This window comes from Variovorax davisae, from assembly GCF_030316845.1.
In the GTDB taxonomy this organism is placed as follows: Bacteria; Pseudomonadota; Gammaproteobacteria; order Burkholderiales; family Burkholderiaceae_C; genus Variovorax; species Variovorax davisae.
Genome location: NZ_JASZYS010000002.1, coordinates 508,403 through 528,970, shown reverse-complemented (window position 1 = coordinate 528,970; position 20,568 = coordinate 508,403). Strand labels below are relative to the sequence as shown.

The following is a 20,568-nucleotide window of genomic DNA, read 5'->3' as shown; positions in this document are numbered from 1 at the left end:
ATAGTGAACAGCCCGACCCACAACCCTCAACGCCCGCCGACCATGCAACATTTCACCATCCGCTCTGTCGAGGACCTGTCTCAACTGTCCGGCGACGAACTCTCCGCCTGCCTGCGCGGCCTGCGCCGATTCATCCTCGCGACCCGGCGCAAGCACGCCACGGCCCTGCGCGACGGCTTGATCGCCGCCGGCACCAGGCCCGACTTCTCGTCCTTCAACTGGTTCCCGAAAAGAGCGCTGCAGCTGGACTGCCTGTCGCGCCTGGGGCTCGACATGCCGATCGACGAGATCGCCATCGGGGCGCAGGCCCGCCAGGCGCTGCGCGAGCGCGGCATCTACTGGCTCGAGGACCTCTGCGCGGCCAGCGAGCGGGAACTGCAGCAGGAAAAGGCGATCGACGCCCCGACGCTGTCCGCGCTGCGCGACGCGCTGGCCAGCATCGGACTCGGCTTCCGGCCGGACGCCGACACGCAAGGACCGCAGGCAGACCAATGCCGGGTCGTCCTGGCCCTGCATCGGGAGGCACGCCGGCGCGCGTTGCGCGGCCTCGAGGACGACGCCCATGCGGCGGCGCTCGGGCTCAGGCCCAAGACGCTGGAGCGCGTGCTCGACCAGGGTTGCGAAACCCTCGGACAACTGCGCCGGCTGTCGCTCGACCAGCTGCGCCAGGATTTCGGCCGGCGCGAGTGCCGCGAGATCTACATGGTGCTCGCTGCCACACAGCGCCCGTTCGCCAGCGCCGCCTCGGAGGTCGAACTCTGGCGCTGTGGCCTGTTGGACGCGAAGGAGCTCTCGCAGCCGACCGACGACCGGACGCCCACCGCCGAGTTCCAGCCATGGCTGGGCCGCACCCCCGAACCGGCACGCTCCGCCGCCTGACAAGCCCGAGCGCGCTCGGCACCCTAGGGCGCGGCGCGTACAGGCGCCGACGCCCACCAGCGTTCGCCGAACCGCCCCTGCAGGAAGGCGACGAAGCTCGACACCTTGCCCGGCACCAGCTTGGGCGAGGGGAACACGGCATGGATCTCCTGCTCGTCCAGCGCATGGTCGGCCAGCACTTCGCTCACCTGCCCCGCGGCCAGCGAATCGCTCGCCACGTAGCGCGGCATCAGCGCGATGCCGAGGCCGGCCCGCGCGGCGGCCAGCACGGCCGAGACGTTGTTCGAGCGCAGGCGCCCCGACACCGGCACCGTGACCGGCTCGCCCCGGGGCGTGTGCAGGTGCCAGACGTCGTCGCCGACCACGCTGCTGTAGATCAGGGCCACGTGGGCGCTCAGGTCCTGGGCCTTCTTCGGCGTCCCGTGGGCCTGGAGATAGGCCGGCGCGGCCACCATGACCCAGGGATTCATGCCGAGGAAACGCGCGCCCAGCGAGGAATCGGCCAGCTTGCCCATGCGGATCGCGACGTCGATGCCCTGCGCCACCAGGTCGACATAGCGATCCTCGAAGCTCAGGTCGACCTGCACCTGCGGGTGCCGGGCCATGAACTCCAGCGCCAGCGGCACCACCACGCGGCGGCCGAAGGCGGTCGAGGTGCCGATGCGCAGCAAGCCTTGCGCCTGCGACTGCCTGAGCTTGACGATGCTCTCGGCCTCCTCCGCCTCGCGCACGATCGACTTGCACTTCTCGTAATAGAGCGCACCCGATTCCGTGAGGCTCACGCCGCGGGTGTTGCGGTTCAGCAGCCGGGCCTTGAGCCGGGCCTCGGTGGCGGCGACCTGCTTGGTCACGGTGGGCTGGGTGGTGTTGAACTCGCGCGCCGCCTTGGAGAAGCTGCCGGTCTCCACCACGCGCACGAACATCTCCATCGCCAGCAATCGGTCCATCCCCGGATGGTAGCCAGTTATTCCACCCAGGAATAGGCTTTATGGCCTCCCGCCGTCTTCTGCGAACCGGCCCGAATTCCTACAGTCGAGCCCAACCCAAGGAGACTCGCATGGCAAAGATGACCGCGGCCCAGGCCGCCGTGCTCGTGATGGAAAAGGAAGGCGTGACCCAGGCCTTCGGCGTTCCCGGCGCCGCCATCAATCCGCTGTATTCCGCCTTGCGCAAGCAGGGCGGCATCGCCCACATCCTGGCGCGCCACGTCGAGGGCGCCTCGCACATGGCCGAGGGCTACACCCGCGCGGTGGCCGGCAACATCGGCGTGTGCATCGGCACCTCGGGGCCGGCCGGCACCGACATGATCACGGGCCTGTACTCGGCCTGGGCCGATTCGATCCCGATCCTGTGCATCACCGGCCAGGCGCCGCGCGCCCGGCTCTACAAGGAAGACTTCCAGGCGGTCGACATCGAGTCGATCTCCAAGCCCGTCACCAAGTGGTCGGTCACGGTGCGCGAGCCGGGCCAGGTGCCGCAGGTGTTCCAGCAGGCCTTCCACCTGATGCGCTCGGGCCGGCCGGGCCCGGTGCTGATCGACCTGCCCTTCGACGTCCAGATGGCGCAGATCGAGTTCGACATCGACAGCTACGAGCCGCTCACGCCCTACAGGCCGGCCGCCACGCGGGCCCAGATCGAGAAGGCCATCGGCATGCTCAACGCGGCCGAGCGGCCCCTGATCGTGGCCGGCGGCGGCGTCATCAATGCCGACGCGAGCGACCTGCTGGTGCGCTTCGCCGAAGCCACCGGCGTGCCCGTGATCCCGACCCTGATGGCCTGGGGCGCGATCCCCGACGACCATCCGCTGATGGCCGGCATGTGCGGCCTGCAGACCAGCCACCGCTACGGCAACGCGACCATGCTGGCGTCGGACTTCGTGCTCGGCATCGGCAACCGCTGGGCCAACCGCCATACCGGCTCGGTCGAGGTCTACACCAAGGGCCGCACCTTCGTGCACGTGGACATCGAGCCGACCCAGATCGGCCGCGTCTTCACGCCCGACTTCGGCATCGTCTCGGACGCCAAGGCCGCGCTGCAGCTGTTCGTCGAGGTTGCCGAGGAGATGAAGGCCGCAGGCCGGCTGCCCGACCGCCGCGATTGGGTTGGCGAATGCCGCGACCGCAAGAAGACGATGCTGCGCAAGACCAACTTCGCCGACGTGCCGATGAAGCCGCAGCGCGTGTACCAGTGCATGAACAACAACTTCAGCCACGACACCTGCTATGTCAGCACCATCGGCCTGTCGCAGATCGCGGCGGCGCAGTTCCTGCACGTGTACAACCCGCGCCACTGGATCAACTGCGGCCAGGCCGGCCCGCTGGGCTGGACCATTCCGGCCGCGCTGGGCGTTCGCGCCGCCGACCCGACGCGCAGGATCGTCGCGCTCTCGGGCGACTACGACTTCCAGTTCATGATCGAGGAGCTTGCGGTGGGTGCGCAGTTCAAGCTGCCCTACATCCACATCGTGGTCAACAACTCCTACCTCGGTCTGATCCGCCAGTCGCAGCGCGGCTTCGAGATGGACTACTGCGTGCAACTCGGCTTCGACAACATCAACGCGGCCGAGGACGCCGGTGTCGAGCGCAGTTACGGCGTCGACCACATGAAGGTGGTCGAGGGCCTGGGCTGCAAGGCGATCAGGGTCTACAAGCAGGACGAGATGACGCCGGCGATCCAGCGCGCCGAGCAGCTGATGGCCGAGTTCGGCGTGCCGGTGGTGATCGAGGTGATGCTGGAGCGCGTGACCAACATCGCGATGGGCACCGAGATCGATGCCATCAACGAATTCGAGGCGCTGGCCGAAAGCGCCGAGGACGCACCGACGGCCATTGCAGCCGCGATGCTTGACTGAGACTTTGCGGGACAGATCAAGAAACTGCGTCGCAGTTTTTGCTCTGTCCTCATCTGACGAGAGAGGAGACAAACACATGCCCAAATTCGCAGCCAACCTCACGATGCTGTTCACCGAGCTGCCCTTCATGCAGCGCTTCGAGGCCGCCGCCAAGGCCGGCTTCCAGGCCGTCGAATACCTGTTCCCCTACGCCTGCGAAAAGAAGGAGCTGGCGGCCGCCCTGCGCGACAACGGCCTGGCGCAGGTGCTGCACAACCTGCCGGCCGGCAACTGGGACGCGGGCGAGCGCGGCATCGGCTGCCATCCGGACCGGGTGGGCGAGTTCCGCGAAGGCGTGGCGCGGGCGATCGACTACGCCACGGCGCTGGGTTGCCCGCAGCTGAACTGCCTGCTCGGCAAGCTGCCCGAAGGCGTCACGCAGGCCGACGCGCGCAAGGTGGTGGTCGACAACCTGCGCTTCGCATCGAAGGAGCTGCTGGGCGCCGGCATCCGGCTGCTGATCGAGCCGATCAACACCTTCGACATCCCCGGCTTCTACCTGAGCCGTACCGACCAGGCGCTGGCCCTGATCGACGAGGTCGGCTCGCCCAACCTGCGGGTGCAGTACGACATCTACCACGCGCAGCGCATGGAAGGAGAGCTCGGCAACACGCTGAGCCGCAACATCGCCCGGATCGGCCACATCCAGCTGGCCGACAACCCGGGGCGCGGCGAACCGGGCACGGGCGAGATCCACTACCCGTGGCTGTTCAGGCACATCGATTCGCTGGGCTATGACGGGTGGATCGGCTGCGAATACAAGCCACGCGGCACGACGCTCGACGGTCTCGGATGGCGCACGGCGCTCACGCAATAACCCAGCACAAGGACAGCTCGCGACATGACGCAATCGAACGCACAGAACATCGGCTTCATCGGCCTCGGCATCATGGGGGCGCCGATGGCGGGCCACCTGCTCGACGCCGGCCATCGGCTTTTCGTGAACACGCGCGGCGAGGTGCCGCAGCCCCTGGCTTCGGGCGCGACGGTCTGCGCCTCGGCCACGGAGGTGGCGCGGCAGGCCGACATCGTCTTCGTCATGGTGCCGGACACCCCGGACGTGGAGAAGGTGCTGTTCGGCGAAGGCGGCGTGGCCGCGGGCCTGTCCAAAGGCAAGCTGGTGGTCGATTGCAGCTCGATCGATCCGATCGCGACCAAGGACTTCGCGCAGCGGATCATCGGCCTGGGCTGCGGCTACGTCGATGCGCCGGTCTCGGGCGGCGAGGTGGGCGCGAAGGCGGCGAGCCTCACGATCATGTGCGGCGGCGACGAGGGCACCTTCGGGCGCGTGCGGCCCCTGCTCGAGAAGATGGGCAAGAACATCACGCTGGTCGGCAACGTCGGCGACGGCCAGGTCTGCAAGGTGGCCAACCAGATCATCGTGGCGCTCAACATCGCGGCGGTGGGCGAGGCGCTGGTGTTCGCCTCCAAGGCCGGCGCCGATCCGGCGAAGGTGCGGCAGGCCTTGATGGGCGGCTTCGCGTCCTCGCGCATCCTGGAGGTGCATGGCGAGCGCATGATCAAGCGAACCTTCGCACCGGGGTTTCGCATCGCGCTGCACCAGAAGGACCTGAACCTGGCGCTGCAAGGGGCGCGTGCGCTGGGGGTGGCGCTGCCGCAGACGGCGAGTGCGGCGCAGTTGATGAACGCGTGCTCGGCGCTGGGGCATGGGCAGGAGGATCATTCGGCCCTGGTGCGGGCGCTGGAGGCGATGGCACAGCATCCCGTGGCGCCGGACGGCAACTGAAGCCGGGCGGCGCGGATGCGCGCCGTCCCACCCCGAATCACGATCCCGAATTGCCCAAGCTCACTTTTGGAGTAGCCTCTCTCCTGAGCCAAGAAAGCAAGGAGACATCGATGGCAAACACCCTTTCCCCGGCAGAAGAAGCACTGCGCGACGCCGCGCGTGAATACCACCGATCGCCCGTCAAGGGCAAGATATCGATCTCGCCGACCAAGCCGCTGCTGAACCAGCGCGACCTGTCGCTGGCCTATTCGCCAGGCGTGGCCTATCCCTGCCTGGACATCGAGGCCGACCCCTCGCTGGCGGCCGAATACACCTCGCGCGGCAACCTGGTGGGCGTTGTCACCAACGGCACCGCCGTGCTCGGCCTGGGCAACATCGGCCCGCTGGCCAGCAAGCCCGTGATGGAAGGCAAGGGCTGCCTGTTCAAGAAGTTCGCCGGCATCGACGTCTTCGACATCGAACTGGCCGAGAACGACCCCGACAAGCTGGTCGAGATCATCGCGGCACTCGAGCCGACGCTGGGCGGCATCAACCTCGAGGACATCAAGGCGCCCGAGTGCTTCTACATCGAGAAGAAGCTGCGCGAGCGCATGAACATCCCGGTGTTCCACGACGACCAGCACGGCACCGCGATCATCTCGGCGGCCGCGCTGCTCAACGGCCTGGAACTGGTGGGCAAGAAGATCGAGGACGTCAAGATCGCCGTCTCGGGCGCCGGCGCCGCCGCCATCGCCTGCCTCGACGTCATGGTCGGCCTGGGCGCCAAGCCGGCCAATATCTACGCGGTCGACTCCAAGGGCCTGATCTACATCGGCCGGCCCGGCGGCTTCGACGACTCCAAGACCCGCTACGCCCAGAAGGACACCGGCGACCGCACCCTGGCCGACGTCATGAAGAACGCCGACGTCTTCCTCGGCTGCTCGGCGCCCGGCGTGGTCGACCAGGAGATGGTCAAGAGCATGGGCAGCCAGCCGATCATCCTGGCGCTGGCCAACCCCGAGCCCGAGATCCGGCCCGAACTGGCCAAGGCCGTGCGCCCCGACTGCATCATCGCCACCGGCCGCTCGGACTACCCGAACCAGGTCAACAACGTGCTGTGCTTTCCCTACATCTTCCGCGGCGCGCTCGATTGCGGCGCCAGCAAGATCACCGAGGAAATGAAGCTGGCCTGCGTGCGCGAGATCGCCGACCTCACCAAGGCCGACATCAGCGAGGAAGTGGCCACCGCCTACGCCGGCCAGGAGCTGGCGTTCGGGCCCGACTACATCATTCCCAAGCCCTTCGACTCGCGGCTGATCCTGCGCATCGCGCCCGCGGTCGCCAAGGCGGCGCAGGCCTCGGGCGTGGCGACCCGGCCGATCGAGGACCTCGACACCTACCGCCAGCACCTGACGCGCTTCGTCTACCAGACCGGCATGTTCATGCGGCCGGTGTTCAGCGCCGCCAAGGTGGCGAGCGCCAAGCGCGTGGCCTATGCCGAAGGCGAGGACGACCGCGTGCTGCGCGCCGCCCAACTGGCGGTCGACGAGGGGCTGGCCAAGCCGATCCTGATCGGGCGCCCGGCGGTGATCGAGGCCCGCATCAAGAAGGCCGGCCTGCACATCACGGTGGGCAAGGACGTCGAGTGCGTCGACCCCGAGGACGACCCGCGCTTTCGCACCTACTGGGAGACCTACCACCAGATCATGGGCCGGCGCGGCATCACGCCCGAGGCCTCGAAGGCCATGGTGCGGCGCTCCAACACCACCATCGCCTCGCTGATGCTGCACCTGGGCGACGCCGACGCGATGCTGTGCGGCCTGGTCGGGCGCTTCGACAGCCACCTCAAGATCCTGAACCAGGTGCTGGGCCTGAAGCGCGGCGCGCCGGGCTTCGCGACGCTCAACGCGCTCACGCTCGAGAAGTACACGCTCTTCATCGCCGACACCAACGTCCACGAAGACCCGAGCGCCGAGACCCTGGCCAACATCGCCATGATGGCGGCCGACGAGGTGCGCCGCTTCGGGCTGCCGCCCAAGGTGGCGTTCCTGTCGCACTCCAACTTCGGCTCGTCCGAGCGCGGCTCGGCGCGCAAGATGCGCCTGGCGCGCGACCTGTTCGCCAAGATGGCGCCCGACATCGAATGCGACGGCGAGATGCACGGCGACGCCGCCCTGTCCGAGGACGTGCGGCGCAAGGCGCTGCCCGAGACCCAGCTCACCGGCGAGGCCAACCTGCTGATCTGCCCGAACCTCGACGCCGCGAACATCCTGTTCAACGTGCTCAAGATGACCGGCGGCAACGGCGTCACGGTCGGCCCGATCCTGATGGGCGCGCAGGGCTCGGCCCACATCCTGACGCCGTCGTCGACGGTGCGCCGGGTGGTCAACATGACCGCGCTGGCGGTGGCCGACGCCAACTCGCCGCGCTGAGCGCGCACCAAACTGGACGCCCCGGCGCGGTGCACGCGACGGGGCGCTTTTTCGTCCGCTCTCCTGTGTCCGGTGGAAACCCGCAGTTACCGCATGCACCCGCATGGAGAACGCGAAAGGGTTCGCACCAAGTGCGTGCCGGCACCGTTTTTGCTTGAATCCCGTGCATCCACCCTTTCACGGAATTCCTGAATGAACAAGCGCCACCTGCTCCAGACCTTCCTCGCCGCCTCCGCCCTCAGCTTCGGGCTGGGCACTGCGCACGCGCAGACGACGCCGATCAAGTTCCAGCTGGACTGGCGCTTCGAGGGGCCCGGCGCCTTCTTCACCCACCCGGCCGCCAAGGGCTACTTCAAGGCCAGCGGGCTCGACGTCACGGTCGACGCCGGCAACGGCTCGGGCGGCGCAGTCACGCGGGTGGCCTCGGGCGCCTACGACATGGGCTTCGCCGACCTCGCGGCGCTGATGGAGTTCCACGCCAACAACCCCGACAGCCCGAACAAGCCGGTGGCGGTGATGATGGTCTACAACAACACGCCGGCCTCGGTGATGGCGCTCAAGAAGAGCGGCATCGCCAAGCCCACCGACCTCACCGGCAAGAAGCTCGGCGCCCCGGTGTTCGACGCCGGCCGCCGTGCCTTTCCGATCTTCGCCAAGGCCAACAACATCGGCGCGGTGAACTGGACCGCGATGGACCCGACACTGCGCGAAACCATGCTGCTGCGCGGCGACATCGACGCCATCACGGGCTTCACCTTCACCTCGCTCTTGAACCTCGAGGCGCGCGGCGCCAAGACGGCCGACATCGTGATCCTGCCCTACCCCGACTTCGGCGTGAAGCTCTACGGCAACGCGATCATCGCCTCGCCCAAGCTGATCAAGGAGAACCCGGCGGCCGTCAAGGCCTTCCTCTCGGCCTTCACCAAGGGCGCCAAGGACGTGATCGCCAACCCGGCGGTCGCGATCGAATCGATCAAGGCGCGCGACGGCATCGTCAACAGCGAGCTCGAGACGCGCCGCCTGAAGCTGGCGATCGACACCGTGGTCAACACGCCCGACGCCCGCGCCGAGGGCTTCGGCCAGGTCAACGCCGGCCGGCTGTCGCTGATGGCCTCGCAGGTGTCGGACGCCTTCGCGACCAAGACCCGCGTCAACCCCGACGCGGTCTGGAACGGCTCGCTGCTGCCGCCCGCCGCAGAACTGAACATCCTGCGCAAGTGATGGCGGAGAACGCCCACGCGCCCTTCGTCGATTTCCAGGACGTCTGGCTCGCCTACAACGAGGAACTGCTGCGGGCCAACCATTTCGCGGTCGAGGCGATCGACCTGAAGGTCCAGCGCGGCGAGTTCATCGCCATCGTCGGGCCCTCGGGCTGCGGCAAGTCGACCTTCATGAAGCTCACCACCGGGCTGCGGATGCCCTCGATGGGCAAGATCCGGATCGACGGCCAGCCCGTGACCGGGCCGCTGAAGATCTCGGGCATGGCCTTCCAGGCGCCGTCGCTGCTGCCCTGGCGCACCACGGTCGACAACGTGCTGCTGCCGCTGGAGATCGTCGAGCCCTACCGCTCGACCTTCAAGGCCAAGCGCCGCGAATATGTCGAGCGGGCCCGCAGGCTGCTGCAGAAGGTCGGCCTGGGCGGCTACGAGGACAAGTTCCCGTGGCAGCTCTCGGGCGGCATGCAGCAGCGCGCGAGCATCTGCCGGGCGCTGATCCACGAGCCCAAGATGCTGCTGCTCGACGAGCCCTTCGGCGCCCTCGACGCCTTCACGCGCGAAGAGCTCTGGTGCATCCTGCGCGACCTCTGGACCGAGCAGCAGTTCAACGTGATCCTGGTCACGCACGACCTGCGCGAGTCGGTGTTCCTGGCCGACACGGTCTACGTGATGAGCAAGAGCCCGGGCCGCTTCGTGGTCAAGCGCGAGATCGACCTGCCGCGCCCGCGCGAGCTGGAGCTGACCTACACCAAGGAATTCACCGACATCGTGCTCGAACTGCGCGGCCACATCGGCGCCATTCGCAGCCAGGCCATCGCCACCGCCGCGATCCCGCAGTAAGCCCTTCATGAAAAACAACAAGCAAATCGAACGCTGGTCGCCCTGGCTGCTGCTGGTCGCGGTCATCGTGCTGTGGCAGATCGTCTGTTCGGGCTTCGGCGTCTCGGAGTTCATCTTCCCGAGCCCGTGGCGCATCTGGACCCAGTTCTGGGAGTTCAAGGAAATCATCGCGGGCCACGCCTGGCGCACCTTCTGGGTCACGATGGCGGGCTTCGGCCTGGCGATCGTGGTGGGCGTGCTGCTGGGCTTCGTGATCGGCAGTTCGCGGCTGGCCTACGCGGCGATGTACCCGCTGATGACCGCCTTCAACGCGCTGCCGAAGGCGGCCTTCGTGCCGATCCTGGTGGTCTGGTTCGGCATCGGCGTCGGGCCGGCGATCCTCACCGCCTTCCTGATCAGCTTCTTCCCGATCATGGTCAACATCGCGACCGGCCTCGCGACGCTGGAGCCGGAGCTCGAGGACGTGCTGCGGGTGTTGGGCGCGAAGCGCTGGGACGTGCTCATGAAGATCGGCTTCCCGCGCTCCATGCCCTACTTCTTCGCCTCGCTCAAGGTGGCGATCACGCTGGCCTTCGTCGGCACCACGGTGTCGGAGATGACCGCCGCCAACGAGGGCATCGGCTACCTGCTGATCTCGGCCGGCTCGTCGATGCAGATGGGCCTGGCCTTTGCCGGGCTGATGGTGGTGGGCGCGATGGCGATGGGGATGTACGAACTGTTCAGCGCGGTCGAGAAGCACACCACGGGCTGGGCGCACCGGGGTTCGCAGGGGGAGTGAAATCCCGTAACCTTGCCGGTTCTTTTCACCTGGAGACGAACATGATCAAGGTCAGCGTGATGTACCCCCACACTCCCGGCGCCCGGTTCGACCACGCCTACTACCGCGACAAGCACATGCCGCTGCTCAAAAGCCGGATGGGCGACGCCTGCAAGTCCTACACGATCGACAAGGGCTTGGCCGGCGGCGCGCCCGGCGAGCCGCCCACCTACGTCGGCATGTGCCACGTCTACGCCGACTCGGTGGAATCGTTCCAGGCCGGCTTCGGGCCGCATGCGAAGGAGATCCTGGCGGACATCGCCAACTACACCGACATCCAGCCGGTGATGCAGATCAGCGAAGTGGTGGTGGGCTGAGGCTCGTTCAGACCATCCGGGTCTCGATTTCCGTCTTGACCTCGGTCATCAGGCGGTGCACCGGGCACTTGCCGGCCACCCGCAGCAACTCGGCGCGCTGCGCCTCCGTCAGGTCACCCGTGACGCGCAGCGTGCTGTCGAGGCGGTACACGCCGTGGCGCTCCTCGCTGTCGTCGCGGTCGACCGCGACCTCGATCTCCTCGATCGGCATGCCCTTGCGCCGCGCATAGATCAGCACCGTCAAGGCCTTGCAGGCCGCGAGCGAGGCATCGTAGAGGTCGTGCGGCGTCGGGCCGGCATCGGCGCCGCCGCCATCGGGCGAGGCGTCGACCGGGATCTCGTGGGCCCGGATCTTGAGGATGTGGCGGGTGCCTGTGACGCCGTCGCGCCGGACCGTGAGGGTCATTCGAATTGCTCCTGGTTGAATGTCATTCGGCGCCACCATAGCGCTCGGTGCGGATCATGCCCGCTGCGAGCGTGGCATCGGCCAACCCGCGGGTCACGCCCTCGACGAAACGGTTCGAGCCGCAGACGAGGACATGGCGCGGCAGATGGCCCCAGCGCACGATCAGTTCCTTCAGCGCAGCGGCATCGAGGCGCTGCGCACGGTCGCCTGCGCGCTGCACCGGGCCGCGCGTGATCGCGGCGACGAAGCGAAAACCGGTCCGGCTCGCCTCCAGCCCCAGCAGTTCATCGCGGCAGGCCAGTTCGTCCCACGTGCGCGCCGAGCAGACCAGCATCAACGGCAGATCGACCGCGGTGCGCGCCCAGTCGCGCACCATCGCCATCAGCGGCGCGATGCCCGAGCCGCCCGCGACCAGCAGCACAGGCCCGCCGTCCTCGGCGCGCCAGATGAAATGGCCGCCCAGCGGACCGCGCACCTCGATGGCGTCGCCGGCTTGCGCGATGTCGTGGAAGTACGGCGAGACCTCGCCGTCGTCGAGCTTCTCGACCAGCAGTTCGACCGGCTCGCCCGGTGCCGAAGCGATCGAGTAGCTGCGCTGCGCCGTATAGCCGTCGGGCGCGGTCAGGCGCACGTCAAGATGCTGGCCCGAGACATGCCGCGCCAGGTCCGCCTTCAGGATCACGCTGGCGATGCGCGGCGTGACCGGCGCGATGCGCTCGATCATGGCCTCCTGCCAGCGCGTGGGCCCCTGCGCGCTCACGGATCGTCCGAGTAGCGCTGCTGCTTCCACGGATCGCCACGCATGTGGTAGCCGCGCAGCTCCCAGAAGCCGGCCTCGTCGCGCGCCGTGAAGCGCAGGCCCTTGAGCCACTTGGCGCTCTTCCAGAAATACAGGTGCGGCACCAGCAGCCGGGCCGGCCCGCCGTGCTCGGCCGCGAGCGGCTGGCCGTCGAAATGGGTCGCCACCATGGCCCGTCCGCCCACCAGGTCCGCCAGCGGCACGTTGGTGTCGTAGTCGTCGTGCGAGAGCGCCAGCAAAAAGTCACTGGGCGGCGCGACGCCCGCAGCCGCCAGCAGGTCGTCGATGCCCACGCCCTCCCACCGGGTGTCGAACTTCGACCAGGTCGTGACGCAGTGGATGTCGCCCTGCCATTGCGTTCGCGGCAACGCTGCGAACTCGGCCCAGCTCCAGCTCGCGAGCGGACGCGGGCCGTGGCTCAGCGTGAAGCGCCAGGCCGCGAGATCGACCTCGGGCGTCGGCCCCTTGGCCAGCACCGGAAAGTCGTCGGTCTCGAACTGGCCCGGCGGCAGGCGGCGGGCAAAGGCTGCGGTCGGACGTCGTCCTGTGAATCCACGCGTGACCATCGGCACTCCTTCAAATCGAGCGCCATGGTAGCGCCCTCTTCAGGCCGCCTGCGCCAGCGGCACCACGCGCATGCCGCGATGCACCTCGGCCTCGCCATGCCGGGCCAGCAGCTGCATCAGGTGCTTGCGGATCAGCATGCCGGGACGGTCCGACTCCATCGAGTACTCGACGCCGCGCCGGCGCGTGTCGACCAGCGCATCGGGGTCGGTCGACTCGAGGATGTCCTTGTCCTCGCGCGTGATCTCCTCGTCGAAGTCGATCAGCATCTGCGCCGCGCAATCGGCCTCGCAGTCGTTGCGGAACAGCCATTGGCACAGCTGCATGCGGCCGTCGTCGATCGGCGTGAAGCAGTTGATGATGATGTGGCGGATGCCCGAGGGGTATTCGATGTCGAGCCGGCGCGAGAACGGCAGGAAGTAGGCGTTGCGCATGTGGCGGGTGGTGATCGGGTCGGTCACGCCGCTGATGGCATGGAACTTCTCGGGGTTGGCCGCCTGGATCACGGTCTCGGCGTAGAAGCCCGATTCGTTCTCGACCAGTTCGTACTTGCTCGGCTTCGGGCTCGCGGCCACGCCGAAGGTCGCCCGGTGCACGAAGCTGAAATGCGAGTTGTCGAAGGAGTTCTCGAGCGCGCGCATCGGGCTGGTCTGCCACTCTTCATAGAACTGGTGGATGGTGCGAAAGCCCGGATCGTCGAACTCCGGGATTGCCGGGATCTCGGCGATCGGCTCTTCGAGCGCGACCCAGGCGTAGCCGTAGCGCGCGCTGCAGTGGTAGGCGGTGGTCTTGTACTCGGGCGAGATCTTGCGCTCGGGTTCGTACTGGGGGATGCGTATCACCTGGCCGCTGCGGTCGTAGGTCCAGCCGTGGTAGCCGCACTGGATCGCGCCCTGCCCGCAGGCCTTGCCTTCGCCGTCGACGCACCAGCCCTTCGACAGCTTCGCGGTGCGATGGCAGCAGCGGTCGCGCAAGGCGGCCGGCTGGCCGTCGGCATCGAGGAACAGGACGATGTTCTCGCCGAGCAGCGTGAAGGGCTTCGGCCCCTGCTGCAGATCGGCCAGGGGCATGACGGCATGCCAGAACTTGCGGAAAACGGGTTGCTGCGTGACGAGCATGAAAAGACTCCTTCGGTTGCGTGAGGACCAACTTGAAAGAGCAATTTCCCGCTCCGCGACCGTGCGCGGGAGCTGAACGCTTCTACTCTGCGCCGATTCTCATGCAAATTGCGGGCCCGCGAGTTGGCATGCCTCCTGCATGACTGCGGTCAAGAGTAGAAGCGTTCAGCAGCGCCCGCACCCGATTCGTGCGCCGCCCGGAAATTGCTCTTGAAGTGCCTCGCCGGCCCGGCGGGGTGTTCAAGACCCACGAATTCCGGAGATCACCTTCATGCAACGCCGCCACTTCATCGCCACCGGCGCCGCCTGCGCCGCCGCCCTCGCCGCCCCTGCCGTGCTCGCGCAGGGCGGCAAGCTCACGCCGCTCAAGTTCACGCTCGACTTCCGCATCAACGGCCAGACCGCGCCCTTCTTCCTGGCCGAGAGCAAGGGCTACTACAAGGACGAAGGGCTCGACGTCGCGATCGACACCGGCGCCGGCTCGGTGGCCTCCATCACGCGCATCGCCAGCGGCGTCTACCAGCTGGGCCTCGGCGACATCAGCTCGCTGGTGGAGTTCAACGCGCAGAATCCGGGCACCCCGATGGTGCAGGCGGTCTACCAGTACTACAACCGTGCACCGTTCGTGATCATCGGGCGCAAGGACCGCGGCGTCGGCCCCGACTTCAAGAGCCTGCAGGGCAAGAAGGTGGCGGCCGCGGCGGTCGAATCGACGCGCCGCGCCTGGCCGATGGTGGCGCGCAAGCAGGGCATGAAGCCCGACGCCTTCCAGTGGCAGACCACCGACTTCAGCGCCCGCGACAACGTGATGGTGCGCGGCGATGTCGATGCCGCCACCTATTTCCACGACTCCGCGGTCTCGCTGTTCGCGCGCATGAAGGCCGACGAGCTGTCGGTGCTCAAGTATTCGGACGCCGGCGTCAACCTGTACGGCAACGCGATCCTCGCCAGCAGCCACCTGATCGCCCAGAACCCGAAGGCGGTGGCGGCCTTCCTGCGCGCCACCAACCGGGCGATCGTCGAGACCTTCGCCAACCCGGCGCCCAGCATCGCGGCGATGCGCCAGCGCGAACCGATCCTCGACCCCAAGGTCGAGCTCGACCGCTGGGCCATCACGGCGCAGTACGTCGGCGCACCCGACACGCGCGGCCACGGCCTGGGCGACATCCGCAAGCTGCTGCTCGAGCAGCAGGTCGACGAAGTCGCCGAAGTGTTCGGGCTCAAGACCCGGCCTTCGGCCGACGCCATCTTCAACAGCTCGATGCTGCCGGCGCGCAATGAACGTAGCATCCAGGCATGAGTTCACTTCTTTCAGACACCTTCCCGGTCGAGCAGCAGCTCGACGAGCGCGACGGCCGCTACCTGCGCAAGGCCATCGTCTGGTCGCACGCCGGCCGCCGGCGTGGCAACCGGCCCTTCGGAGCGGTGGTGGTCTCGGCGGCCGGCGAGGTGCTGGCCGAGGCCTACTGCAACACCGCCGAGACCGGCGACGTCACGGGCCATGCCGAGACCAACGCGGTGCGCATGCTCGGCGCGCGCAAGCTGTCGCGCGAGGAACTGGCGGGCGCCACGATCTATTCGTCGGGCGAGCCCTGCGTGATGTGCGCGGGCGCGATCTTCTGGGCCAACATCGGCCGCGTGGTGTTCGGCATCGACGCCGAGCGGCTGCGCGTGTTCCGCGGCGAGCGCGGCGACCAGCGCGATGCCGAGCTGTCCTGCCGCGACGTGTTCCGGGCCTCGCCGCATGCGATCGAATGCATCGGACCAGCGCTGGTGGACGAAGCCGGCGCGGCGCACGTGGGCGCCTGGAAGACCTGAGCACAGGCTGACGGGCACGTGCTGCGCCGCAGCACGAAAAACCAACCTTTAGGTGGGAGGCATGCGAAGCCTCCGGAGTTCGAATAGCACCCGTTCCGGGACTGCGCCTGCGAGCGCGGCCCGGCCGGACCTTCGAACCCAGGAGACAAACGCATGATCGAACTGCAGGGCCGAAAGGCCCTCATCACAGGGGCGGCGCAGGGGCTCGGTCGAGCCATCGCCGGTCTCTTCGTCGAACGCGGCGCGCAGGTGATGCTGGCCGACATCGACGAAGCCGGTGCCGCCAGGGCCGCCGACGAACTCGGGCCGATGGCCCGGTCCGTGCGCTGCGACGTCACCCAGGCGGCCGACTGGGCCCGCGCCGTCGAGGCCACCACCGCCGCCTTCGGCGGCCTCGACACGCTGGTCAACAACGCCGGCATCGAGATCGTCAAGCCGCTGTTCGAACAGAGCGAGGAAGAATTCCAGCGCCTGATGAACATCAACGTGATGGGCGTCTTCCTCGGCATGAAGAGCGCGCTCGGGCCCCTGGTCGCCTCGGGCAAGGGCTCGGTGGTCAACATCTCGTCGCTGGCCGGCACCAACGGCGTGCCGCTGTTCGGCTCCTATGCGGCGTCGAAGTCGGCGGTGATCCAGCTCACCCGCACCGCCGCCGCCGAGCTCAAGCCGACCGGCATCCGCGTCAACGCCGTGTGCCCGGGTTTCATCGGCACGGCGATGGTCGACCGGCTGATTCCCACCGTCGAAGCCATTGTCGGCGTGCCGTTCAGCGCGCTGGTCGCGGCCAAGCAGCTGCGGCTCGGCACGCCGCTCGAAGTGGCCGAGATGACCGCCTTCCTCGCCTCCGACGCCGCCAGCTGGACCACCGGCTCCCACTACATCCTGGACGGCGGCCTGTCTGCCGGATTGCTATGAGCCAATTGCTGCTTCAAGACAAGGTCGCGATCGTCACGGGCGCCGGGCGCGGGCTCGGCGAGGCCATCGCGCGCGCCTATGCCGCCGAGGGCGCGAAAGTCATCGTGTCGGACCTCGACGCCGAGGCGGCGCAGAAGGTCGCGGCCTCGCTGCCGGGCGCCAGCGCGGTGGCCTGCGACGTGCGCGTGCCGGCCCAGGTCGAGGCGCTGGTCGCCGCGGCCACGAAGCAACATGGCCGGCTCGACATCATGGTCGCCAACGCCGGCGTCGCCATGCTCTCGCCACTGGTCGCCACCAGCTACGAGCAATGGCGCGAAGTCACTTCCGTCAACCTCGACGGCGTGTTCCTCTGCATCCGCTATGCGGCGCCGGCGCTGATCGCGGCCGGTGGCGGCGCGATCGTCACGATGGCCTCGGTCACGGCGAAGGCGGCCTGCCCGCTGATCGGCAGCTATGCGGCGGCCAAGGCCGGCGTGGTGTCGCTCACCCAGACCGCCGCGACCGAACTGCGGGCGCACAACATCCGCGTCAACGCCATCCTGCCGGCCTTCATCGAGACCGACATGGTCAAGCCGCGCAAGAAGGAGTTCGAGCAGATGCTCGGCATCCCGGACTTCGACGCGGTGATCGCCCAGCGCCAGGGGCGCTACGGCACGCCGCAGGAGGTGGCGAACCTGGCCGTCTTCCTGGCCTCGGAGCGCGCCAGCTTCTCGAACGGCAGCCCCTTCGTGCTGGACGGCGGCGTCAGCTCGTCCCTTCTCTGAACCCATCCAACAGACCCGGGAAACCCACACCATGAGCAGCACCAAGAAGCCCGTCATCGTCTACGGCGCCAGCGGCTACACCGGCCGGCTGATCTGCGAATACCTGCGCGAGTACGGCGTGCCCTTCATTGCCGCCGGCCGCAGCGCGGAGAAACTCAACGAGGCCATGAAGGCCAACGTGGCCGGCATCGAGACCGCGGACTATGAAGTCGTCGAGGTGGCGCACACCACCGAGGCGCTGACCCGGCTCTTCACCGGCGCCTCGGTGGTGCTGAACACCGTCGGCCCCTTCGCCAAGTTCGGCCCCGAGGTGGTGAATGCCTGCCTGGCCGCCAAGTGCCACTACACCGACACCACCGGCGAGCAGGACTGGCTGATCACGCTCGAGGAAGAGTTCGGCGCCAGGTTCGCGCAAGCCGGGCTGCTGCTGTCGCCCGGGCTGGCGCAGATGTACACCACCGGCGAGATCGCCGCGCAGCTCTGCCTGGAGACACCGGGCTTGGACACCCTGGACATCGCAGTGTTCTGGGGCGGCAGCCCGACCATCGCCTCGACCCAGACCATCCTGGTCAATGCCGCCACGTCGAAGGCCTTCTTCCTGCACCAGAACAAGATGGTCGAATGGCAGCCCGACGCCGGCCTCTACAGCCTGGCCATTCCCGGCCAGCACGAGATGGCGCTGGCGCTGCCGTGGGGCGGCACCTCGCACCCGGTGTGGTTCCGCAAGGACCCGCGGGTGGCCAACGTCAAGGTGCTGGGCGGCGTGTTCAACAAGCCGCTGATGCTGGGCGTGCCGCAGATCGTCGCGGCCGCGCTGAAGGCCACCGAAGGCATGCCGCCCGACGAACGCTACGCCGCGCTGGCGCAGACCGCCGCCGGCGTGATGAACAGCATGCCGCCGCGTGAGAACCCGCGCCTGAACAAGTCGGTCGATTCGGTGCACGCCACCGGCCCGCTGGGCCGCGCGCATTGCGTGATCTTCGGCAACTGCAACTACAAGCAGACCGGGCTGCTGCAGGCGCACGCCGCCTACGCATTGCTGCAGCAGCCGCCGAAGCGAGTCGGCTTCGCCTCCGGCTGCCAGGCCTTCGGCCACCATGAACTGCTGGGCGTGCTGCGCAGCTTCGGCCTGGTGGCCAAGCCCGAACTCAGGGTCGAGAGCTGAAGCGGCCGCCGCAGATGACGAGCCTTCGCGCGCCCCTGCGCCACCTGGCCGATGTCGAGGCGCTGGAGGCCGTGCCGATCGAGGCCCGGCTCGAGCGGCCCGTGTCGAGCTATGCCGCCATCGCGCGGCAGGCGGCGGCCACCCCCGGCGCACCGGCTTTGACCTTCGTGCCGACCGGCGACCCGGCGGACGGCGAGACGCGCTTCGACTACGCCACGCTGCTGCAGCGCATCACGCAGGCGGCCAACGTCTTCACGGGCCTGGGCGTGGGCCGCGGCGACGTCGTGTCCTACCTGTTGCCGAACCTGCCCGAGACCCACTTCACGCTCTGGGGCGCGGAGGCCGTGGGCATCGTGAACCCGGTCAATCCCTTCCTCGAAGTCGAGCACATGGCCGGCATCCTCAACGCCGCGGGCACCGTGGTGCTGGTGGCGCAGGGGCGGCAGGCGCAGCCCGGCATCTGGGAAAAGGTCGAGGCCCTGCGCGAGCGCGTACCGACGCTGCGCGCCGTCCTGCGCATCGGCGGCCTCGGGCTGTGCCCGCCGTGGGCGCTGGAGTTCGACGCGCTGCTGGCCCAGCAGCCGGGCGACAGGCTGCTGGGCGCGCCGCCCAAGGGCGAGGACGTGGCCTCGTACTTCCACACCGGCGGCACCACCGGCACGCCCAAGCTGGCGCGCCGCACGCATTTCAACGAAGCCGCGAATGCCTGGTCGCTGACCACCGTCGCAGACATCGGCAGCGGCGACACGCTGTTGTGCGGCCTGCCGCTCTTCCACTCGAATGCGATGCTGATCACCGGGCTCGCCGCCTTCGGCGTCGGCGCGCACGTGGTGCTGCTGTCGCCCGCCGGCTATCGCGATCCGCGCACCTTCGCGGCCTTCTGGCGCTCGGTCGAGCGCTATCGGGCGACCTTCTTCAGTGCGGTGCCGACGGTGCTGTCCGCCCTGCTCAACGTGCCGCGCGACGGCGCCGACATCGCCTCGCTGCGCTTCGCGATCTGCGGCGCCGCGCCGCTCGCGCCCGAACTGTTCCAGCGCTTCGAGCAGGCCACGGGCCTCAAGCTGCTCGAGGGCTACGGCATGACCGAAGCGACCTGCGTCAGCTCGATCAACCCGCGCGACGGCGAACGCGCGATCGGCTCCATCGGCCTGCGCCTGCCCTACCAGCAGATGAAGGTGGCGCAGCTCGGTGCCGACGGCGAAGTCGAGCGCGAGGCCGCGACCGACGAGATCGGAACGATCTTGCTGCGCGGCCCCTTCGTCTTCGCGGGCTACGTGAAGGACAGCGACAACCGCGGCGTCTGCCTGGCCGACGGCTGGCTCAACACCGGCGACCTCGGCCGCCAGGACGCCAGGGGCTACTTCTGGCTCACCGGCCGGGCCAAGGACCTGATCATCCGCGGCGGCCACAACATCGACCCGGCGATGATCGAGGAAGGCCTGATGCGCCATCCGGCGGTCGAGATCGCGGCCGCGGTGGGCAAGCCGGATGCGCACGCGGGCGAGCTGCCGATGGCCTACGTGACCTTGCGCCGCGGCGCGCAATGCGATCCGGCCGAACTGCTCGCGCATGCCCGCAGCACGATCACCGAGCGGGCCGCGGTGCCGGTCGAGGTGGTGGTGCTCGACACGATGCCGCTGACCGCGGTCAACAAGATCTTCAAGCCCGCGCTGCGCCAGCAGGCGATCGCGCGGGCGCTGGCCGATGCGGTGCGCGCGGCCTGCGGCGAGGTCGAGGTGCAGGTCGCGGTCGAGCCGCATCCCAAGCACGGCCTGGAAGCCCGCATCAGCGCGGCCCGGCCCGGCGGCCCGGAGGCCGAAGCGCGCATGCGGGCGGCAGAGGCCGGGCTGGCCGCCCTGCCGGTGCACTGGACGCTGGCCTGGCAGGCAGGATGAGGCACA

At 68.4% G+C, this 20,568-nt stretch carries 20 protein-coding genes; 15 read left to right on the top strand and 5 right to left on the bottom strand.

From position 1 onward, the window contains the following. Positions 1-42 precede the first annotated feature (42 nt). Positions 43-879 carry a hypothetical protein gene (locus tag QTI33_RS06800; protein WP_286505019.1) on the top strand — a complete coding sequence of 279 codons (837 nt, stop codon included), beginning with the start codon at positions 43-45 and terminating at the stop codon, positions 877-879. A 23-nt stretch (positions 880-902) separates the two neighbouring features. Here the strand turns inward: QTI33_RS06800 and QTI33_RS06795 are convergent, their stop codons facing one another. After that, entirely contained in the window at positions 903-1,826 is a 924-nt protein-coding gene (locus QTI33_RS06795; protein ID WP_286505018.1) for a LysR family transcriptional regulator, read from the bottom strand. Positions 1,827-1,936: 110 nt separating this feature from the next. Between QTI33_RS06795 and gcl the strand changes: the two genes are divergently transcribed. From gcl to QTI33_RS06755, 8 genes are all read left to right on the top strand, one after another. Next, complete coding sequence (gene gcl / locus QTI33_RS06790; protein ID WP_286505017.1) at positions 1,937-3,730, top strand: glyoxylate carboligase; 1,794 nt, start codon at positions 1,937-1,939, stop codon at positions 3,728-3,730. Positions 3,731-3,806: 76 nt separating this feature from the next. Next, positions 3,807-4,586, top strand: coding sequence for a hydroxypyruvate isomerase (hyi, locus tag QTI33_RS06785; RefSeq protein ID WP_286505016.1), 780 nt, complete (start codon positions 3,807-3,809; stop codon positions 4,584-4,586). A gap of 24 nt (positions 4,587-4,610) precedes the next feature. Continuing rightward, on the top strand, positions 4,611-5,516 hold the full coding sequence (locus QTI33_RS06780) for a 2-hydroxy-3-oxopropionate reductase (RefSeq protein ID WP_286505015.1): 906 nt from the start codon (positions 4,611-4,613) through the stop codon (positions 5,514-5,516). A gap of 110 nt (positions 5,517-5,626) precedes the next feature. Further along, positions 5,627-7,927 carry an NADP-dependent malic enzyme gene (locus tag QTI33_RS06775; protein WP_286505014.1) on the top strand — a complete coding sequence of 767 codons (2,301 nt, stop codon included), beginning with the start codon at positions 5,627-5,629 and terminating at the stop codon, positions 7,925-7,927. A 192-nt stretch (positions 7,928-8,119) separates the two neighbouring features. After that, the gene (locus QTI33_RS06770) at positions 8,120-9,148 is read left to right on the top strand and encodes an ABC transporter substrate-binding protein (RefSeq protein ID WP_286505013.1); all 1,029 of its coding nucleotides are present in this window, start codon (positions 8,120-8,122) and stop codon (positions 9,146-9,148) included. Next, positions 9,148-9,984 carry an ABC transporter ATP-binding protein gene (locus tag QTI33_RS06765; RefSeq protein ID WP_286505012.1) on the top strand — a complete coding sequence of 279 codons (837 nt, stop codon included), beginning with the start codon at positions 9,148-9,150 and terminating at the stop codon, positions 9,982-9,984. Before QTI33_RS06770 ends, QTI33_RS06765 begins: the two co-directional genes overlap by 1 nt. 7 nt (positions 9,985-9,991) lie before the next feature. Continuing rightward, the gene (locus tag QTI33_RS06760; RefSeq protein ID WP_286505011.1) at positions 9,992-10,762 is read left to right on the top strand and encodes an ABC transporter permease; all 771 of its coding nucleotides are present in this window, start codon (positions 9,992-9,994) and stop codon (positions 10,760-10,762) included. A gap of 41 nt (positions 10,763-10,803) precedes the next feature. After that, entirely contained in the window at positions 10,804-11,118 is a 315-nt protein-coding gene (locus QTI33_RS06755) for an EthD family reductase (protein ID WP_286505010.1), read from the top strand. Positions 11,119-11,125: 7 nt separating this feature from the next. Here the strand turns inward: QTI33_RS06755 and QTI33_RS06750 are convergent, their stop codons facing one another. The 4 genes from QTI33_RS06750 to QTI33_RS06735 are packed head-to-tail and all read right to left on the bottom strand — an operon-like array spanning position 11,126 to position 14,005. Further along, a complete protein-coding gene (locus QTI33_RS06750) occupies positions 11,126-11,524 on the bottom strand; it encodes an OsmC family protein (RefSeq protein ID WP_286505009.1) in 399 nt (132 codons plus the stop codon). Positions 11,525-11,546: 22 nt separating this feature from the next. Continuing rightward, positions 11,547-12,284, bottom strand: a complete 738-nt coding sequence (locus QTI33_RS06745; RefSeq protein WP_286505008.1) for an FAD-binding oxidoreductase — start codon at positions 12,282-12,284, stop codon at positions 11,547-11,549. Next, positions 12,281-12,889, bottom strand: coding sequence for a sulfite oxidase-like oxidoreductase (locus QTI33_RS06740; protein ID WP_286505007.1), 609 nt, complete (start codon positions 12,887-12,889; stop codon positions 12,281-12,283). The genes QTI33_RS06745 and QTI33_RS06740 overlap by 4 nt, the downstream gene beginning before the upstream one ends. Positions 12,890-12,928: 39 nt before the next feature. Continuing rightward, on the bottom strand, positions 12,929-14,005 hold the full coding sequence (locus QTI33_RS06735; RefSeq protein ID WP_286505006.1) for an aromatic ring-hydroxylating dioxygenase subunit alpha: 1,077 nt from the start codon (positions 14,003-14,005) through the stop codon (positions 12,929-12,931). A 271-nt stretch (positions 14,006-14,276) separates the two neighbouring features. Between QTI33_RS06735 and QTI33_RS06730 the strand changes: the two genes are divergently transcribed. The 6 genes from QTI33_RS06730 to QTI33_RS06705 all read left to right on the top strand — a co-directional run bounded on the left by QTI33_RS06730 (position 14,277) and on the right by QTI33_RS06705 (position 20,562). After that, on the top strand, positions 14,277-15,305 hold the full coding sequence (locus QTI33_RS06730) for an ABC transporter substrate-binding protein (protein ID WP_286505005.1): 1,029 nt from the start codon (positions 14,277-14,279) through the stop codon (positions 15,303-15,305). Beyond that, on the top strand, positions 15,302-15,823 hold the full coding sequence (locus QTI33_RS06725) for a nucleoside deaminase (RefSeq protein ID WP_286505004.1): 522 nt from the start codon (positions 15,302-15,304) through the stop codon (positions 15,821-15,823). The genes QTI33_RS06730 and QTI33_RS06725 overlap by 4 nt, the downstream gene beginning before the upstream one ends. Before the next feature lie 153 nt (positions 15,824-15,976). Continuing rightward, the gene (locus tag QTI33_RS06720; RefSeq protein WP_286505003.1) at positions 15,977-16,738 is read left to right on the top strand and encodes an SDR family NAD(P)-dependent oxidoreductase; all 762 of its coding nucleotides are present in this window, start codon (positions 15,977-15,979) and stop codon (positions 16,736-16,738) included. After that, complete coding sequence (locus QTI33_RS06715; RefSeq protein ID WP_286505002.1) at positions 16,735-17,502, top strand: SDR family NAD(P)-dependent oxidoreductase; 768 nt, start codon at positions 16,735-16,737, stop codon at positions 17,500-17,502. The genes QTI33_RS06720 and QTI33_RS06715 overlap by 4 nt, the downstream gene beginning before the upstream one ends. Before the next feature lie 31 nt (positions 17,503-17,533). Continuing rightward, complete coding sequence (locus tag QTI33_RS06710) at positions 17,534-18,667, top strand: DUF5938 domain-containing protein (protein ID WP_286505001.1); 1,134 nt, start codon at positions 17,534-17,536, stop codon at positions 18,665-18,667. A 14-nt stretch (positions 18,668-18,681) separates the two neighbouring features. Next, positions 18,682-20,562 carry an acyl-CoA synthetase gene (locus QTI33_RS06705; protein ID WP_286505000.1) on the top strand — a complete coding sequence of 627 codons (1,881 nt, stop codon included), beginning with the start codon at positions 18,682-18,684 and terminating at the stop codon, positions 20,560-20,562. The last annotated feature ends 6 nt before the right edge of the window (positions 20,563-20,568 follow it).

Excerpts from the sequence above, each read along its gene's own strand:
- QTI33_RS06720 (WP_286505003.1), top strand. The coding sequence starts at position 15,977 with ATGATCGAACTGCAGGGCCGAAAGGCCCTCATCACAGGGGCGGCGCAG.
- QTI33_RS06795 (WP_286505018.1), bottom strand. The coding sequence starts at position 1,826 with ATGGACCGATTGCTGGCGATGGAGATGTTCGTGCGCGTGGTGGAGACC.
- QTI33_RS06765 (WP_286505012.1), top strand. The coding sequence starts at position 9,148 with ATGGCGGAGAACGCCCACGCGCCCTTCGTCGATTTCCAGGACGTCTGG.
- QTI33_RS06710 (WP_286505001.1), top strand. The coding sequence starts at position 17,534 with ATGAGCAGCACCAAGAAGCCCGTCATCGTCTACGGCGCCAGCGGCTAC.
- QTI33_RS06755 (WP_286505010.1), top strand. The coding sequence starts at position 10,804 with ATGATCAAGGTCAGCGTGATGTACCCCCACACTCCCGGCGCCCGGTTC.
- QTI33_RS06760 (WP_286505011.1), top strand. The coding sequence starts at position 9,992 with ATGAAAAACAACAAGCAAATCGAACGCTGGTCGCCCTGGCTGCTGCTG.
- QTI33_RS06740 (WP_286505007.1), bottom strand. The coding sequence starts at position 12,889 with ATGGTCACGCGTGGATTCACAGGACGACGTCCGACCGCAGCCTTTGCC.
- gcl (WP_286505017.1), top strand. The coding sequence starts at position 1,937 with ATGGCAAAGATGACCGCGGCCCAGGCCGCCGTGCTCGTGATGGAAAAG.
- QTI33_RS06775 (WP_286505014.1), top strand. The coding sequence starts at position 5,627 with ATGGCAAACACCCTTTCCCCGGCAGAAGAAGCACTGCGCGACGCCGCG.
- QTI33_RS06725 (WP_286505004.1), top strand. The coding sequence starts at position 15,302 with ATGAGTTCACTTCTTTCAGACACCTTCCCGGTCGAGCAGCAGCTCGAC.
- QTI33_RS06735 (WP_286505006.1), bottom strand. The coding sequence starts at position 14,005 with ATGCTCGTCACGCAGCAACCCGTTTTCCGCAAGTTCTGGCATGCCGTC.
- QTI33_RS06800 (WP_286505019.1), top strand. The coding sequence starts at position 43 with ATGCAACATTTCACCATCCGCTCTGTCGAGGACCTGTCTCAACTGTCC.
- QTI33_RS06750 (WP_286505009.1), bottom strand. The coding sequence starts at position 11,524 with ATGACCCTCACGGTCCGGCGCGACGGCGTCACAGGCACCCGCCACATC.
- hyi (WP_286505016.1), top strand. The coding sequence starts at position 3,807 with ATGCCCAAATTCGCAGCCAACCTCACGATGCTGTTCACCGAGCTGCCC.
- QTI33_RS06715 (WP_286505002.1), top strand. The coding sequence starts at position 16,735 with ATGAGCCAATTGCTGCTTCAAGACAAGGTCGCGATCGTCACGGGCGCC.
- QTI33_RS06780 (WP_286505015.1), top strand. The coding sequence starts at position 4,611 with ATGACGCAATCGAACGCACAGAACATCGGCTTCATCGGCCTCGGCATC.
- QTI33_RS06705 (WP_286505000.1), top strand. The coding sequence starts at position 18,682 with ATGACGAGCCTTCGCGCGCCCCTGCGCCACCTGGCCGATGTCGAGGCG.
- QTI33_RS06770 (WP_286505013.1), top strand. The coding sequence starts at position 8,120 with ATGAACAAGCGCCACCTGCTCCAGACCTTCCTCGCCGCCTCCGCCCTC.
- QTI33_RS06730 (WP_286505005.1), top strand. The coding sequence starts at position 14,277 with ATGCAACGCCGCCACTTCATCGCCACCGGCGCCGCCTGCGCCGCCGCC.